At 66.8% G+C, this 16,031-nt stretch carries 15 protein-coding genes; 1 reads left to right on the top strand and 14 read right to left on the bottom strand.

All coding sequences use genetic code 11. The features are described from left to right. Positions 1-86 precede the first annotated feature (86 nt). Positions 87-2,312 carry an ATP-binding protein gene (locus tag DD542_RS08135; RefSeq protein WP_164868368.1) on the top strand — a complete coding sequence of 742 codons (2,226 nt, stop codon included), beginning with the start codon at positions 87-89 and terminating at the stop codon, positions 2,310-2,312. Between the two features lie 7 nt (positions 2,313-2,319). On the opposite strand, the gene tolA is transcribed toward DD542_RS08135, so the two are convergent. The 14 genes from tolA to pilV all read right to left on the bottom strand — a co-directional run bounded on the left by tolA (position 2,320) and on the right by pilV (position 16,028). Further along, entirely contained in the window at positions 2,320-3,237 is a 918-nt protein-coding gene (gene tolA, locus DD542_RS08130) for a cell envelope integrity protein TolA (RefSeq protein ID WP_164868367.1), read from the bottom strand. A gap of 10 nt (positions 3,238-3,247) precedes the next feature. Beyond that, entirely contained in the window at positions 3,248-3,697 is a 450-nt protein-coding gene (locus tag DD542_RS08120) for a biopolymer transporter ExbD (protein WP_066261352.1), read from the bottom strand. Positions 3,698-3,699: 2 nt separating this feature from the next. Continuing rightward, positions 3,700-4,404, bottom strand: coding sequence for a protein TolQ (gene tolQ, locus DD542_RS08115; RefSeq protein ID WP_066158399.1), 705 nt, complete (start codon positions 4,402-4,404; stop codon positions 3,700-3,702). Between the two features lie 32 nt (positions 4,405-4,436). Next, positions 4,437-4,868, bottom strand: a complete 432-nt coding sequence (ybgC, locus tag DD542_RS08110) for a tol-pal system-associated acyl-CoA thioesterase (protein ID WP_127804963.1) — start codon at positions 4,866-4,868, stop codon at positions 4,437-4,439. Continuing rightward, complete coding sequence (locus DD542_RS08105) at positions 4,865-6,085, bottom strand: pyridoxal phosphate-dependent aminotransferase (RefSeq protein ID WP_127807325.1); 1,221 nt, start codon at positions 6,083-6,085, stop codon at positions 4,865-4,867. Before DD542_RS08105 ends, ybgC begins: the two co-directional genes overlap by 4 nt. A 17-nt stretch (positions 6,086-6,102) precedes the next feature. Further along, entirely contained in the window at positions 6,103-6,600 is a 498-nt protein-coding gene (gene nusB / locus DD542_RS08100) for a transcription antitermination factor NusB (RefSeq protein WP_127804961.1), read from the bottom strand. A 5-nt stretch (positions 6,601-6,605) separates the two neighbouring features. Then, complete coding sequence (ribH, locus tag DD542_RS08095; protein WP_127804959.1) at positions 6,606-7,070, bottom strand: 6,7-dimethyl-8-ribityllumazine synthase; 465 nt, start codon at positions 7,068-7,070, stop codon at positions 6,606-6,608. Positions 7,071-7,092: 22 nt separating this feature from the next. Then, complete coding sequence (locus tag DD542_RS08090) at positions 7,093-7,725, bottom strand: riboflavin synthase (RefSeq protein ID WP_066158405.1); 633 nt, start codon at positions 7,723-7,725, stop codon at positions 7,093-7,095. A 67-nt stretch (positions 7,726-7,792) separates the two neighbouring features. Further along, positions 7,793-8,938 carry a bifunctional diaminohydroxyphosphoribosylaminopyrimidine deaminase/5-amino-6-(5-phosphoribosylamino)uracil reductase RibD gene (gene ribD, locus DD542_RS08085; protein WP_127804957.1) on the bottom strand — a complete coding sequence of 382 codons (1,146 nt, stop codon included), beginning with the start codon at positions 8,936-8,938 and terminating at the stop codon, positions 7,793-7,795. A gap of 4 nt (positions 8,939-8,942) precedes the next feature. Further along, complete coding sequence (locus DD542_RS08080; RefSeq protein WP_127804955.1) at positions 8,943-9,437, bottom strand: type IV pilin protein; 495 nt, start codon at positions 9,435-9,437, stop codon at positions 8,943-8,945. Positions 9,438-9,447: 10 nt separating this feature from the next. Then, positions 9,448-13,743 carry a PilC/PilY family type IV pilus protein gene (locus tag DD542_RS08075; protein ID WP_127804953.1) on the bottom strand — a complete coding sequence of 1,432 codons (4,296 nt, stop codon included), beginning with the start codon at positions 13,741-13,743 and terminating at the stop codon, positions 9,448-9,450. 46 nt (positions 13,744-13,789) lie between these two features. After that, positions 13,790-14,386: a hypothetical protein gene (locus DD542_RS08070; protein ID WP_127804951.1), complete on the bottom strand. Its 597-nt coding sequence runs from the start codon at positions 14,384-14,386 to the stop codon at positions 13,790-13,792. Between the two features lie 17 nt (positions 14,387-14,403). After that, on the bottom strand, positions 14,404-15,438 hold the full coding sequence (locus tag DD542_RS08065; RefSeq protein WP_127807324.1) for a PilW family protein: 1,035 nt from the start codon (positions 15,436-15,438) through the stop codon (positions 14,404-14,406). Further along, a complete protein-coding gene (gene pilV, locus DD542_RS08060; protein WP_164868366.1) occupies positions 15,438-16,028 on the bottom strand; it encodes a type IV pilus modification protein PilV in 591 nt (196 codons plus the stop codon). The genes DD542_RS08065 and pilV overlap by 1 nt, the downstream gene beginning before the upstream one ends. Positions 16,029-16,031: the final 3 nt, after the last annotated feature.

Below are 16,031 nucleotides of genomic sequence, written 5' to 3'. Positions count from 1 at the left end.
AACCCCCCAGGGTTGTCAATCCTGTCACGCTGAGACGGGTCTCGGCGTTCAAGTCGGCACTGGCTGCGCCGATGAGTTCGACAACCATGAAACTGCAATACAAAGCCTGGGCGCTGGTGTTTGCCATCGTCGGGCTCGCCGCCGGCTCGGCCATGCTGGGCGCCCGATACATTGTTGGCGAATCGTTCGCGCAGCTCGAAGCCGAGCGTGCCCAGCGCGAAGGCGAGCGGGCACGGCGGGTGCTCGACCAGCAGGTGCAGGCCCTCAGCGCCACCGCGCGCGACTACGCGCAGTGGGTGGACGCGGTCGACTTCCTGCAGGGGCGCAAACCCGAGTTCATGGACGACAACTTCGATGTGGGCAACCTGGGGTATCTGCGCATCTCCGAAGTGGCGGTGTTCGACGCAAAGGGCGGGTTGGTCGCCAGCGTCACCGTGGACGAGCAGGGCCGCAAGGTGGTGGTGCCCGATGTGCGGATCGAGTCGATCAGGCCCCTGGCCCGGGAGGTGCTGGCGTCCCCCGACCCTCTGCACTCGCTCCAGACCCTGCGCGTCGCCGATGGCCAGCTGGACCTGGTGGCCGCGGCCTCGGTGCAAAAGCCCGGCGTCCGCGGGGAACCCGCGGTCGGGGCCATCGTCATGGTGCGCCGTTTCGACCAAGCCGAGCTGGCGCGTTTTTCCGAGGTGTTGATGACGCCGGCGACCCTGTCGTTCGACGCGCCCGACCATCGCGGACAGGACCTGCACCTCGAGCCGGTCGACAACCAGCACGCCGACCTGCACGCGGTGCTCAAGGACCACCGGGGCCAGCCGGTCGCGGAACTGGTGCTCACGCTGGACCGTTCCCTTGAGGAGCAGGGCCGGGTGCTGACCTGGAAGGGCATGGGGCTGTCGGCGCTGGCCGGTTTGCTCGCCAGTGTGGTGCTGGTGCTGCTGCTGGACCGTCTGGTGCTGCGCCGCCTGCAGAAGCTGCACCACGACGTGAACCGCATCACAGTGGAGGGGCCCACCGCGGGCCACGAGGTCCAGGTGGCCGGCGACGACGAACTCACTCAGCTCGCCGAGGGCGTCAACGGTCTGCTGGGCCGGGTCCGGTCCGATGCCCAGGCTCAGCGCGAGTCGCATGTGCAGCAGGAGGCCTTGCAGGTGCAGCTCATGCAGTCGCAGAAGACCGAGGCATTGGGGCGGCTGACCGGCGGCATCGCACACGATTTCAACAACTCGCTGGCGGCCATCACGGGCTGGATCCGCCTGGCCAGCGAAGACCTGGACAGCGCGCACCCGAGCCACGAAGCTCTGCAGCAGGCGCTCAAGTCGACGCGCTACGCCGATGGGTTGATGCGCCAGCTGCTGGCCTTCGGCCGGCAGTCCGCGCCCCGGCTGCGGCGGCTGCACTGGGCGGCGCTGATCGAGGAGACGAAGGTCATGGTCTCTGCCGGCCTGACCCGCGACTGCGAGCTGGTGGTGCATTACGAGGTCGACGACGACGAGGTCGATGCCGACCCCACACAGCTGCAGCAGGTGCTGGTGAACCTGCTGATCAACGCGGCCGATGCCATGAAAGGCCGGGGACGCATCGATCTCACGCTGGGTTCGGTGGAGTTTCCACCCGGGCGTGGCCACGAACTGCCCGCCGGTGCCACCGGTCTCCCCGACGGGCGTTATCTGGTGCTGCGGGTGCGCGACCACGGTCCTGGCATTCCGCCCGAGCATGTGAACCGGGTGTTCGACCCCTTCTTCACCACCAAGGCCAAGGGCAGGGGCACCGGACTGGGCCTCTCGGTGGCGCAGGGCATCATGGCGCGCCACCACGGGTCCCTGGGCCTGGTCAATGGTCCGGACGGTGCGTGCTTTGTGCTGTGCCTGCCCGCCAGCCGGCGCGACGAGGCGGTGGCCTCCGTCACCACCCCGGGCGGGCCGGGCAAGGGGCGACAGCTGCTGTTCGTGGACGACGACCAGTCGGTGCGCCACGCCTGGGCCGCGCTGCTGGAGCGCAAGGGCTGGCAGGTCACCCGCTCACGCGACGGCGAAGAGGCCTGGAGCCAGTTCTCGCAGACGGGCAAGCACTTCGATGTGGTGCTGACCGACCAGTCCATGCCGCGTCTGGACGGGGTGGGTCTGGCCCAGCGGATCAGGGCCACCAGCGCGCCGCCGCCCGTGGTGCTGATGAGTGGTCATGTCGACGAGGTCGATGCCGGCCTGCTCAAGACGCTGTTTGCTTCGGTGTTGCACAAGCCGGTGGACCCCACCGAGCTGGACCGGGTGCTGCAGGGGCTGTCGTTGCCGGAAGAGGCCTCGGCGACCCCGCCATGAACGCGGGTCAGTCTGTCGGGCGGACCACAATGATGATGGGCGAGGGAACCCGGCCATCGACATCGCGTGGCAGAGAACCGGTCCGGTCGATGGCCTTCAGGGCGGCCTCGTCCCAGGCCGGGTTGCCGCTGCTGTCGACCACGCGCCGCGAAGTGATGGTGCCGTCGGACAGCGCGCGCACCTCGATCTCGGTGCGCAGGGAGCGCGGGAAGTCCTCCGTGTAGCGGATGTTGGGGCTGACCTTGGCCCGGACCCGGCCCGCATAGCCCGACGACGGTCCGCTCGACTGCTGGGCCGAACCGCGGGCTTCGGGGCCGCCGCTGGCGCCCACCTGGCCCATCATGCGGGCGATCTGGTCGCGGCGCATCTTGTCGGCCAGCTCATCCTGGCGGCGTTCGGCCTCCCTGCGCTCCTGGTCCTGCTTTTTCTTCTTCTCGGCGAGTTCCTTCTTCTTGAGGTCCTCGGCCTTCTTCTTCTCGGCCAGTTCTTTCGCTTTCTTCTCGCGATCAGCCTTCTCCTTGGCCGCTTTTTCCTTCTTGGCCTCTTCCAGCTCGCGCCGCTTCTCTTCTTCCAGCTTCTTCTGCTTGGCCTTCTCGGTTGCGATGTCCGGCTGCTTCACCGCCGGCTGGGGCGGTGGTGGCTCCGGCTTGGGTTCCGACTTCGGTTCGGGTTTGGGTTCCGGCCGGGGCTCCGGCTCAGGAGGTGGTGGCGGCGGGGGCTCCACCGCACGGGGCGCGGCCTCGCGCGGCAGGGCCGACCAGATCTCGGCCTCGAACGCCACCGGCGGTTCGTCCTGCTTCCAGTGCACGCCCCAGGTGAGCGCCGCCATCAGCAGCACGTGCGCGCCCAGGGCCAGCGCCAGCGGCGTGCCCCAGCGGCCGGAGCGCGGCGGCTTGAAGTCGATGGCGTCGGTGATGATCTGCATGTCCTGACGTTCAGCGGCTGGCCTGGACCGCCAGGCCCACGCGGTCGACGCCCGCGCGCTTGAGCGTGTCCATGGTCTTCACCACGGTGTCGTACTTGATGTCCTTGTCGGCGCTGATGACCACCGGCACGGCGTCGGCCGGGGTGCCCGCTTCGGCCGCAGTGCCCTGCAGCTTGCGGACCTCGCCGGCCAGTTGCGGCAGCTTGACGCCCTGACCGCCCTTGCTCGCCGTGCCCAGGCGCACCTGGATGGTTTCGTCCTTGCTGATCACCACCTGCACGAAGCTCTTGGGCTGTGCGTCGGCCTGGCCCACGCTGGGCAGGCTGATCTGGCTGGGGGAGATGAGGGGCGCGGTCACCATGAAGATGATCAGCAGCACCAGCATCACGTCGATGAACGGGACCATGTTGATCTCGTTCTTGGTGCGGCGGGTGCGGCCCCGCGATGAGACAGCGGCCATGTTCAGTGTCCCGACGGCGTGGCCTGGCTGGGCTGCTGGCCCAGGTTGCGGTGCAGGATGTTGGAGAACTCTTCCATGAAGGTTTCCATGCGGTTGGCGACGCGGTCGATGTCGGTCGCAAAGCGGTTGTAGGCCACCACCGCGGGAATGGCAGCAAACAGGCCGATGGCGGTGGCCACCAGGGCCTCGGCGATGCCGGGCGCCACCGTGGCCAGCGTCACCTGGGCCAGCGCGGCCAGGCCGGTGAAGGCGTGCATGATGCCCCAGACTGTGCCGAACAGGCCCACATACGGGGCCACCGAGCCGACGGTGCCCAGGAAGGAGAGGTTGGTTTCCAGCACGTCGAGTTCCCGCTGGAAGCTCGCCCGCATGGCGCGGCGCGCACCGTCGAGCAGGGCGCCCGCGTCGGTGATGCGGCGCTCGCGCAGCTTGTGGTATTCGCGCATGCCACTGGCGAAGATGCGCTCCATCGGGCCGCCGTGGCGCGCACTCTGGGCCGCGGCCGAGTAGAGGTCGTTCAGGTTGGTGCCCGACCAGAACTCCTTCTCGAAGGACTCGTTGTGGCGGTTGACGCGCTTGAGGGTGAACACCTTGCGGAAGATGGCCGCCCAGCTGATCACGGACATGAGGACCAGCAGCACCACCACGGCCTGCACGACCCAGCTCGCGTTGAGCATCAACTGGACGATGGAAAGATCTTGGGACATGTCGATGGAAGGGTTGGAGTCGGGTCAGAGGGTCATTGGTTCCCGGGGGCCAGCGCCTGCAGCACGGCCGCCGGGATGCGCTGGGGTCGAAGCTGCACCGCATCGACCCAGCCGATGCGGATGCTGCCTTCGCAAAGCAGGATCGGTGCCGAGCCGTCGGCAGGCTGCAGCGAGGCGGTCTGTTCGATTGTGAGTGAGGCCCGGCCCGGTTCGGTCACACGGGCGGTAACAGTCAGCAAATCGTCGAGCCGCGCCGGGCGGTGGTAGCGCAGCTGCGTGCCCGTCACCACGAACATGCCGCCCACCTGCTCGCGCAGCTTCTGCTGCTCCACCCCCAGGTGGCGCAGCCACTCGGTGCGCGCGCGCTCGAAGAACTTGAGGTAGTTGGCGTAGAACACGATGCCGCCGGCATCGGTGTCTTCCCAGTAAATCCGAACCGGCCAGTGGAACACATCGTTGCTCATAGCGCGGCCTCCAGCCGGTGCACCGCTTCCTGCAGCTGGGGCAGGGCGTTGGCGGTGGAGAAGCGCAGGTAGCGGCCGGGGTCGGCCAGGCCGAAGTCGCGCCCGGGCGTGGTGGCCAGCTGGCAGCGGCGCATCAGCTCAAAGGCCAGTGCCCAGCTGCCGCCTTCTTCGGGCCGGCCGTCCGGTGCCTTCAGATTCCAGCGCTCGCACAGCGCCTTCACGTCGGCCCAGGCGTAGAACGCACCGTCGGGCATCACCGGGACCGGCAGGCCCAGGCGGTCCAGGGCCGGGATGAAGAAGTCGCGCCGGGCCTTGAACTCGGCGCGGCGGCGTTCGTACTCGGCCAGGCTCTCGGGATCGAAACAGGCCAGCGCCGCGTGCTGGGCCACCGTGCTGGCGCAGATGAAGAGGTTCTGGGCCAGCCGCTCCACCGCCGGCACCAGCGCGGGCGGCAGCACCAGCCAGCCCAGGCGCCAGCCGGTCATGTTGAAGTATTTGGAAAAGCTGTTGACGCTGATCACCTCGTCGCCCAGGCCATCGGGCAGGCCCAGCGCGCTGTGGCCGTAGACGTCGTCGTAGGACAGGCCCAGGTAGATCTCGTCGACCAGGGTGACCCCGCCTTTTTCCCGCACGAAGCGGGCGATGCGCTCCAGCTCGGCTCGGGCGATCGAGGTGCCGGTGGGGTTGGACGGCGAGGCCAGCAGCACGCCGCGCGTGGCCGGGCCCCAGGCCGAGGCCACGTGGTCGGCGCTGAGCTGGAAGCGGTCTTCGGGGCCGGACGGAATCAGCACGGGCGTGCCCTCGGCCGCCTGCACGAACTGGCGGTTGCAGGGATAGCACGGGTCGGGCATCAGCACCTCGTCGCTCGCCTCGATCACCGCCAGGCAGGCCAGCTGCAGTGCTGCCGAGGCCCCGGCGGTGACGACGATGCGGGCCGGGTCGATGTCCAGATCAAAACGGCTGGCGTACCAGCCGCTGATGGCCTCGCGCAGAGCGGGCAGGCCGGTGGCCGGCGTGTACTGGCTGCGGCCATCGCGGATCGCGCGTTCGGCCGCCGCCTGCACCGGCGCGGGCGCGGTGAAGTCCGGCTCGCCGATGTTCAGATAGATCATCGGCCGGTCACCCGGGCGGGCCAGCCGCGCCATGTCCGCCGCGGCCTTGGCCAGCTCCATCACATAGAAAGGTTCGACGCGCCGGGCGCGGCTGGACAGGCGCAAAGGGTCCGGGCGCAACGTCATTCCGCCTTGGACGACTTGCGCGCGCCGGCCGGCGCTGCCGCCGCTTCGTGCGGGCGCAGCCGGGCGCCGAGCTGGTGCAGCACCCCGTTGACGTACTTGTGGCCATCGGTGCCGCCGAAGGACTTGGCCAGCTCGACGCACTCGTTGATCACGACGCGCAGCGGCACGTCCAGGCAGTGCTGAAGCTCGTACGCGCCGATCCACAGCACGCCGTGTTCGATCGGCGAGATCTCGGCCATCGGCCGGTCCAGCAGCGGCGTGATGAGCGCATCCAGCGAATCGGCCTGCTCCACGCAGCCGTGCAGCAGCGCGTCATAGTGGGCGCTGTCGGCCTTGTGGAAGCCCGAGAGGTCGCGCGTGAAGATGTCGATGTCGCTGGCAGTGTTGCGGCCCACCAGGTGCTGGTACAGCGCCTGCAGCGCGAACTCCCGCGCCCGGGTGCGCGCCGACTTGTCGGCCGCCTTGCGCGGTTTGATGGGGCTCTGGTCGTTCATGGAGTTCAACCGATCTGCTCCAGCACATGGGCCATTTCGACCGCCACGCGCGCCGCGTCGCGGCCCTTTTCGGTCTGGCGGGCCACGGCCTGTTCCAGGTTCTCGGTGGTCAGGATGGCGTTGGCGATCGGCGTGTGGGTGTCCAGCGAGACCCGGCTGACGCCGGCGCCGGATTCGTTGGCGACCAGTTCGAAGTGGTAGGTCTCGCCGCGGATGATGCAGCCCAGCGCGATCAGTGCGTCGTACTCGTCTTGCTCGGCCATGGCCTGCAGAGCAATGGGCACCTCCAGGGCGCCGGGCACCGTCACGCGGGTGATGTGTTTTTCCTGCACGCCCAGCGCGAGCAGCTCGGCGTGACACGCCTCGAACAGCGCGTTGGTGATGCCTTCGTTGAAGCGGGCCTGGACGATACCGATGGAGAGCTTCTTGCCGTCGAGCAGGCTGGAGCTGCCTTTGTCTGCGCCAAACATGGGGGTCTTTCTTGGGTGGGGGTCAGTTCTGGGAGGGCGCTGCGCCGAGCATGCGCTCGACATAGCGGGCCACGGTGTCGATTTCCAGGTTCACTGCGCTGCCAGCGCGCAAGTCGCCCAGGGTGGTGTTCTGGACGGTGTGCGGAATCAGGTTGATGCTGAACTCGCAGCCATCCGGGCGGTCTTCGATGCGGTTCACGGTCAGGCTCACGCCATTGATCGTGATCGAGCCTTTGTAGGCGAGGTATTTGGCCAGGGCCGGCGGCGCGAGCACGCGCAGCTCCCAGCTCTCGCCCACGCGCTCGAAATGGGTGACCTGCCCGACGCCATCGACGTGGCCCGACACGATGTGGCCGCCCAGCCGGTCGTTCGCCCGCAAAGCCTTTTCGAGATTGACCCGGTGACCGGCTTCGGCCAGCCCGGTGGTCTTGGAGAGCGATTCCGCCGAAACGTCGATGGTGAAGCGGGAGGCGGCGGCGTCGAGGGTCGTGACGGTCATGCAGGCGCCGTTGTGGGCGATGCTGTCGCCCAGGGCGACGTCGTCGAGGTAGCCCGGTGGCGCCTCGATCGTCAGGCGCCTGCCGTGGTCCAAAGAGCTGCCCAGGGGGTGAAGGTCGGCGATGCGACCCACACCGGTGATGATGCCGGTAAACATCCGCGTATTTTCGCAGGGTTTGGCCCGGCGCCGCGCGTGTCGCCAAAAGGCCGGGTGTTTGCAGGCCTCAGGCGTGCAGGAAACGGTCCCGACCCTGCACCCGCGCGAGGATGCGCAGGTCGTCGCCCACCGGTTCCACCGAGGCGAACCGCAGGGGCAGGCGCTGGTCCAGCGATTGCAAGGGCCCCCAATTGGCCAGACCCGATCCGCCGGCACCGAGCATCTGGGGTGCCACATACAGCAGGAACTCGTCGACCAGGCCTTCGCGGATGAAAGAGCCGTTGAGCTTGTGGCCGGCTTCCAGGTGCAGTTCGTTGACCTCCCGTGTGGCCAGGTCGCGCAACATGGCGGCCAGATCGACCTTGCCGCCCGGGCCGGGCAGGGCGATGACGGTGGCACCCAGCTGTTCCAGCGCGGCCTGGCGGCTGGTGTCGGTGGCGGCGCAGTAGATGAAGATCCGGCGCGCCAGCCCTTGCGCCGGGGCCTGGAACAGGCGTGCGGTGGGCGGGGTTTCGAGCTTGCTGTCGACGATCACCAGATGGGGTTGCCGGGGTGTCGGCACCTGCCGCACGTCCAGCATGGGGTCGTCCTCCAGCACGGTACCGATGCCGGTCAGGACCGCGCAGGCGCGTGCGCGCCAGGCGTGACCATCGGCCCGGGCGGCTTCCCCGGTGATCCACTGGCTGACGCCGTTGCCCAGGGCAGTCACGCCGTCCAGCGACATCGCAGCCTTCATGCGAACCCAGGGGGTGCCGCGGATCATGCGGCTGAAGAAGCCGATGTTCAGCTCGCGCGAGGCCAGGGCGATGGGATGGTCCGCCGGCAGCAGCTCCACCTCGATGCCCGCGGCGCGAAGACGCGCCAGGCCTTGTCCGGCCACTTTCGGGTTCGGATCGCCCGTGGCGACCACCACCTTGGCCACACCGGCGGCGATCAGCGCGTCGCAGCAGGGTGGGGTGCGGCCATGGTGGGAGCAGGGTTCCAGCGTGACGTGGGCGGTTGCGCCCCTGGTGGATTCGCCGCGCTGCGCCGCATCGCGCAGCGCCATCACCTCGGCGTGCGGACCACCGGCCTGCTGGGTGTGGCCGCGCCCGATTTCCCGGCCATCGGGCGCGACAAGCACACATCCGACGCGGGGGTTGGGGTTGGACAGCGTCAGGGACTGCTGAGCCTGTCGGACAGCGTCGGTCAGAGGTCCTTCATTGAGCGACATGGGATCAGGAAGCCTTGAAGCACTCTTCCCGGGTCACTCCGCTGGCTTCGTTCTCGATGTCTTTAGCGCCCGTATTGCTGATCGTGAGGTCGCCGCAGCGATCAGCGGCCATGCTGCCGGTGCGGACCGCGCGCAAGGTGAATCGGCTCGCATCTGTGGTTGGAGTGCCTGCCACAACGCCAACCACATTCCCGTCTTCAACCAGTTGGATGTTGTAAGCGGCCGCACCAGAGCCGGCGCGTGGCGATGTCAGCAGCGATGCGGGCAGGACCACGCCAGCGAACGTGTCCCGGGCACTGAAATACCGCCGCATGTACTGCTCGGCCTCCATCAGGGCCCGTTGGGCGTCGGCACGGCGGGACTTCGCGATCTGTTCCTGGTACGACGGATAGCCGATCGCGGCCAGGATGCCGATGATGGCGACGACGATCATCACCTCGATCAGGGTGAAACCGCTTTGGGGCCTGCGGCAAGCCTCGTGGGTGGATCTGTTGTTCATTGTTTGGGACTCAGTTGCTCGGCGGTGCGCTCAGCTGGAACTGGGTGCGGCTCCAGCCCGTGGTGGGGCAGTACACACCACCTTGCAGCGGTGTTTCTCCTGTGCCCAGGATGATGCCTCGCATGGTTCTGCACTTGGGTGCGCTGCCCGACTGGCTCAGGGCCGATTCACCCGAGGCTTCATCGGCGGCTTTTTCCATTCGATCGGAGACGCTTTCCGTGACCTGCGGATCGCTGGGGTCGCCCGTGTCCGTCTGAGGGTCGTCGGGCAGCGCGGTGCCATCGGCGCGCGTGCGGAAGCGGCTCACGGAGATGCCGCGGGTGAAGCCGCCCTGAGGCGCATAGGCCACGGCGTAACCGGCATCCACCCGGGTATCGCCGTCTGAATCGTACGCATCCATGCGGCCGTCGCCGTTGATGTCGAACGAACGGCTCAGTTCGGGAGAGGCGCTCTGGGCGTTCAGGATGTACACGTAGTTGCCGGGGAGATCGGCCACGGTGCACATTTCGCCTGCTGGCGGCGGGCGCAGCACGGTGGACGTGATGATCACGCTTCGCCCGAAGTTCTGGACGTCGGCGATGGAACGTTCGCCCCCGCGCAGCGCGTCGTCCTGTTGATGGACGTTGTTCATGTGGAGGTACCAGCCTCGCTGGGTGTCCCAGTCGATGGTGTCGCCGCTGATCGCATAGTAGAAGAAGCCGCCTCTGGAAGCCTCCGATGCCTGGATGATGGTGCGTTGCTCCAGCTGTGAGTCACTCACCGGCGTGAAGGACTCGCCGTTGAGCATGGTGCCGTCGATGGTCTGGCGGTCCCAGATGCCATAGATGGTCTGCTGGCCCAGGTCTTCCAGGTGCTCGTCCTCCAGCATGATGCCGGTCGCAAACACCACGATGAAACCGCCGGCCTCGTGGGCCTGCCAGGCGGGGTGCCCGTAGATCGGGCGGTTGCCCGGCACGGTGAACAGGGGGCGGTTGTGTTCCACGTGCCAGGTGGACGGGTCGCCGGACAGGTTGAACTTCCACAGCTGGCCGTTGGCGTCACCAGCGTAGGCCGCCACCACCCGCGTGTTGGTGCCATAGCTGCGCAGCAGCGTTACGCCGCTGAGCCCGTCTCCGGCCGAATAGCCGTTGGGCAGGGGAATGGTGCGGATGACTTCGCCGGTCACGGCGTCCAGAACGACCAGTCCGTTCTTTTCGCCGTTGGTCTCGCCGTTGTAGTGGCCGTTGTTGACCGCCACGATCCAGCGGCCACGCCGGGCATTGGTCGCGTCGCTCAGGTCTTCTGTCTGGCCGCTGCGCGCTGAGTTGGACATGTAGCCCGTGGTGACATCGCTCCCATCGGCGCCATCGATCACGTCAGGGCCAGTTTCCCACAAGAAGTCTTCGCGGTCGGGGATGCGGTTCGGCGTCACGCCGGGCTTGATCGGCGAGTTGACGGCGTAGACCAGCTTCTCGCCCCGGCCCCCCGTGCCGATGGCCAGATGGCGCCACGCCCGCCACTCGTTGGCTTCAGAGAGTCCATCCGCGGTGGCTTTGCGGCGGTCGAAGATGTCGTTCTCCGTGATCGGGCCATCAAGCACGTACTCGAAGGTGTACGGTTCGGCCGCGAAGTTCAGCATGCGCCTGAGGCTGCGGCGCGGCATGATGGCTGCCATTTCCGTGCCCGCGGTTGCCGAGAAAGCATGCATGGTGCCCGCGTTGGTGGCCACGAACAGCGACTTGGGATAACCGCGCTTGCGGTTGGTGTAGTCCACGTAGCTGCCGCGTCCGTCGACGCCGCCGCTGCCGTCCTGGTCGTAGGCAAAGTCCCGGGCGTCGCCCATGAACACCGCGGGCGGGTTGACCATGGCGGCGATCTGCGACACGCGCTGCCTGAAGAGCAGCCCATAGCTGTCCAGTGCCGAGTTGTCGCCGCGCAGGTAGTTGATGAAGCTGGCATCGCTGCGAATACGTCCGGCGTCGGGGCCGGTGGCCAAGGCACTCTGGATGTCGCTCTGCAGTCCGCTGAACGAGCCGATGAAATCGACGGGCTGGTTCAGGCCGTGCATGGTGAACACACGGCGGGCGGCAGGGCTCAGCATCAGCTGATTGGCCGACCACGCGGTCACGCCTGTTTCGCGTCCATCGGCGGCCAACTCCCGCGCCAGGATGTCCCCTGAGTTGTCCATGGTGCGGTAGGACACTGTGTACTTGAGGCGACCAGCCAGCGTGCTGTTGTCGCCACCGCCGGTGTTGACGGACACCCCCGCATCCTTGCCGGACGCGCTCAGGATTTCGGCCAGGATGGTGTTGAAGATGGACTTGACGTCGTCGGCCGTCTTGGCGCTGAACGAACGGGCGCCACCGGTGTAGCCGGCGTGGATGAAGTCGTCCACCCGGGTCTGGGTGCTGCTGCTCAGCAGGTCGCCGACTGGAAGCGACGGAAACACAGTGCTGCCCCCGGGGCCATTGAGCGTGTAGTTGGTCCGGTACTGGTCGATCTGGCTGAAGCTCAGTCCGGTGCCAGTCACCTCCCCGGTGGGCTGAATCAGGTAGCCCACGGTGTAGGTCGCCATGTTCTGCCAGAACGTGGGCTGCCCGGGGCGGGTCTGGATGTTGTTGTCCAGGCCGGTGCGCATGTCCGTGTGCCAGTAGTAGCGTGCGGTCAGGTCGGCCAGGCCGCCGGTGCCTGTGCTAGGGAAGGGGACGTACTGCAGGCGGCCAGCCACGGTGTTGATGCCGCTGGCGATATAGCGGAACGATTCCGTGGTGCCATCGGCCCGGGTCCGGGTGAACGGAGTGGCACCGTTGGTGTTGTCGTAGTCAAGACCGGCGACAGTGGGGCCCCACGGGGCGCCTGACGACCAACCCCCGTCGGAGAACAGCAGGTTGAAGGAACGGCGGCAGCTCATCTCGGGGCTGCTCGCGTCGGTCGGGTCGGTGCGCCATGGGTTCTCTGTCACGCCGGCCTGCATGCTGTAGTAACCAGCTGCCCGTTCAACGGCGTAGTGCAGTGGCGTCCCACCCTGGGACACCATGGTGTTGAGCCAGTTGAACAGGTCGTTGTTGGCGGTCGACCCGCGGTTGAGCAGCCGCACGCCTCGCGACAGTGTCACCGGGGCGCCGGCACCGGGCGGGAGCGTCAGCGGGCCGTCGTACCGCTGGTTGATCGGCATGTACCCGATCCGCAACTCGTTGTCGAACTTCGACGGGATGTTGAGCGCTCCGGCAGCGTCGGTGTCCGCAAGTGCAAGGCCGATGGCCGTGCTGGTGGCCAGTTGCCGTGTGCTGTACCAGCGGTACCAGTTCAGGATGTTGGCGACCTCCTGAGCGTTGTTGCAGACGTTGGCCGTGCAGTCCGTGCGGTTGTTGGGGGTCGGGATGGTGTAGGTGGCGGTGTCACCGAGCCGGACATCGACCTGGGTGCGGGCGGCGCACCCGGTTTCCTGCCCTAGTCCATTGGTGACCACGCTGGTGCAGTACGCATAGCTGAAGGTGGTCGCAGGGCCTGCAGTCGGTGCTGCGGTGTAGGCGATGTGCTGCGGAATCTTCAGCGAGTACGTGAGGTTGTAGCGGGACGTGAAGCCCGCAGGGGCCAGTGTGTTGACATGCCCTTGGGAATTTCGCGTGGCGAGGCTGCCCGTGGGAGGCGTTGCAGCGTTGTTCGCATACATCGAGTGGTAGATGCGGAAGTCTCTGGGAGCAACGTTTCGCTCATAGACGGTGTACCGGAAGTCCACGGAGTTCTGGTTGGAGACCCAGACCACGTTGTAGTTCAGACCCCGCTCGCCGGCCGGAACAGTGGCCGGGAGCAGCGGGTCGCGCGGGCTCACGATCGCGCCGCTGCCATCGACCCGGGGCAGGTAGCGCACGCGCGGGTTGTAGTAGATCGGATTGACCTCGGCCGAACGCTGGGCGGACCAGTTTCTTTCCTGTGCTGCTACGTCAGTGCGGGCTTGTGTGACCCAGACGCCCGAGACTCGGACTCGCTGGTAACACGTGTAGACGGGCCCTGGGGAGACGTTCGCATCCTGTCCCACGCCGTTGTTGAAGGTAGTGGAGTCGGTGGACGAACTTCTGGAATAGGGGTTGGGGCAGTAGAACCTCTCGTTGCTGTTCGTGACGTTGTAGGTCTCGTGGTAGGTGAAGGCCATGGACCCCGAGTTGTCCAGCGCCACCATCAGGTTGGGCTTGGCGCCCGACTGGTTGGTCAGCAGCGGTCGGTTCGCTGGCTGGGCCCAGGCCTGCACAGCGGGCAGCAGCACCGCCCCGAGGGCGACCGACCAGAGCAGGCGGCGTGCGAGACGGCTTGTGACGGGGGAATTCATGGGAACCTCACTTGAAAGCTCTTTTCTTGGACATCAACGGACCGCATCAGCACACGCCGTTGTTGGGACAGAGGGTCGGAACCACCGGCGTCAGGATGGACTGCAGCCAGACTTCCGATCCGGCGGTCAGCAGGCCGTTGGCGTCGACCGCTGCGTCGTTGGACAGTCCCCTGGATGTGATCAGGAAGCGGTCATTGACCATGGCCTGGATGATGCAGGTGGGCGCGTTCCTGAGCTGTGCGTTGGATTGCGCTTCGCTGCCGGTGTACTGGGGCGTCACGGTGATCAAGTTGGCCCCGGTGGACGCCCAGTTGGAGCGTGTGTTCCAGAGGCCGCCGCTGATGGCCGCTTCGGTGTCGGCAGATATCACGTTGGTGTCCTCGACCCGGTCCACGTCGGTCCCGAACGCAGCACTGCCCTCGACACTCGCCCGGGCAATGCGTTCGCAATAGCGCAAGGCATCCTCGGCAGACACGCGCGCGACCTGGTTGGTGCGCATGTTGTTGGAGAACTGCTCGAAGGTGGCCGAGTTGCGGGCCGCCAGCAGGCCGGCGAACGAGATGATGACCAGCATGATCAGCGCGATGGGAAGCACGACGCCGCGCTCGGAGCTTCTCGCGTTGGTGGGGTTGTGACAGCGCATGGTGCGGTTCTCGTGCGTCAGTTGTCGTACATGTATTGCCATGGATCACCACCGAGTTCGTAGTCGGAGGGCAGGCCGGGGCGCATGTTGCGCAGCTGAATGGTGGTCACGTAGGCCCGGCGGAGAAAGCGGTCGTTCGGTGTCTGTTCAGCTCCGGCGCAATCGATGTATCGGCCGATATCGGCGACCGCGTTGTCGCCAGTGGGTACTGGCCGGGCACTGCGAGCCACTAGGCAGACACGCAACGCGGCCACCCGCGACCAGTTGATGGCGGGGTCGCCCAGCGCTGCGTGGTCGGCATCCACATAGCCGGCCACCTGGTGGGGGATGGGATTCCCAACCGAAGGCAGGGCCGTGACCGCGTATTGCACCTGCATGTCTTCAATGTTCGGGATCAGGGCGGTGGCATTGCCAAACCCTGCGTCGGTGCGCCCCTGGCACCAGAGGGTGGGTGTGCCGTTGTCGTCTGCGATGTAGTAGCGGTTGTCGGCCAGGGACCGCTGTTCCGACAGTGGCACTAGTGCTGTGTCGGTGTAGTCGCTGGCTCCTTCAGCACTGGCGTCCCATTTGGCTAGGCCCTCGTGTGCGCAGTTGCCGGGGCGCTGGACGCCACCTGCGTCGGTCACCGACTGGCTGTTGAGCAGAGAAGCTTCGTAACGCACAGCGAGTGCGTCAGGACCCGTGCCACCATTGCAGGTCAGGAGTGGCGGCGATGCCGGATCGAGGAACACCGCGGTGTTGTCGGCAAAGCCTCCGTCGCAGCCCCTCACCGCTTGCCCAGGGAACAGCCGGTTGCCGGAGGCGTCCACATTGGAAAAACCGGTCAGCCGGATCTGTTGCTGCAGCAACTCCAGTGCCAGCGCCGCGTCCTCGTTCATCTGGGATTCCAGCGTGCTGCTGCGGGAAGTGGTGGCGGTGTTGACGTAAATGATGCCGACCGCGCCCAGAAGAAAGAGGCCGATGGTCAGCGCGACCATCAGCTCGACCAGACTCAGGCCCTGCTGGGTCCGGCGAAGCGACAGAGGTGCACGTGGTTTGGTCGTCATGGTCATCACAGCCCCACCTTGAAGTACATGCAGCTGTACAAGGCCTGCTCGTCTGGAGTCAGGCTGTTCGGACAGTTGCCTTGTCCTGCACCGAAGAGTGTGTCTCCTGCGTCGGTGGTGGGTTCCTGCCACAGCAGCCACACATCCAGATCGCGGGCAGTTGCACCGGGTCGGCTGATCACGACCGCGTCGCCCTGGGGCAACCGGTTGCGCACGCTGCGCAGGAATTGGTCGATGTCCGCCGCGGCCAGAGCGTCGGCTGCGGTGATTGCGTTGGCGGGGACGGAGGGGTCGAGGTCGAGATTGGCGTCGGGCACGGTGGCCGCTGTGCCTGCGTAGTTGTCGCTCAGGGCAATGTCATAAGCCCCCCGGTCATACCCGTACACGTTGACACGAGCCCGGTCGGCCAGGTCGTTGACCAATGCGATGCCAGTCAACCGCATCTGGGACACCTTGTTGTAGCTGAAGGTGGCGCCGGAGAGTCCTGCAATGCCCAGCAGGCCGACAGAGACCAGCAGGATGGCCACCAGCACTTCGATCATGCTGGCGCCGGCTTGTCGATGGCTGGCAGACAGGTCTGGCTTCGTTGTGTTCATGGA

The organism is Hydrogenophaga sp. NH-16 (assembly GCF_004006415.1).
In the GTDB taxonomy this organism is placed as follows: Bacteria; Pseudomonadota; Gammaproteobacteria; order Burkholderiales; family Burkholderiaceae_C; genus Hydrogenophaga; species Hydrogenophaga pseudoflava.
Note: the sequence above shows the minus strand (reverse complement) of the source record. Positions and strands in the feature narration are given on the sequence as shown.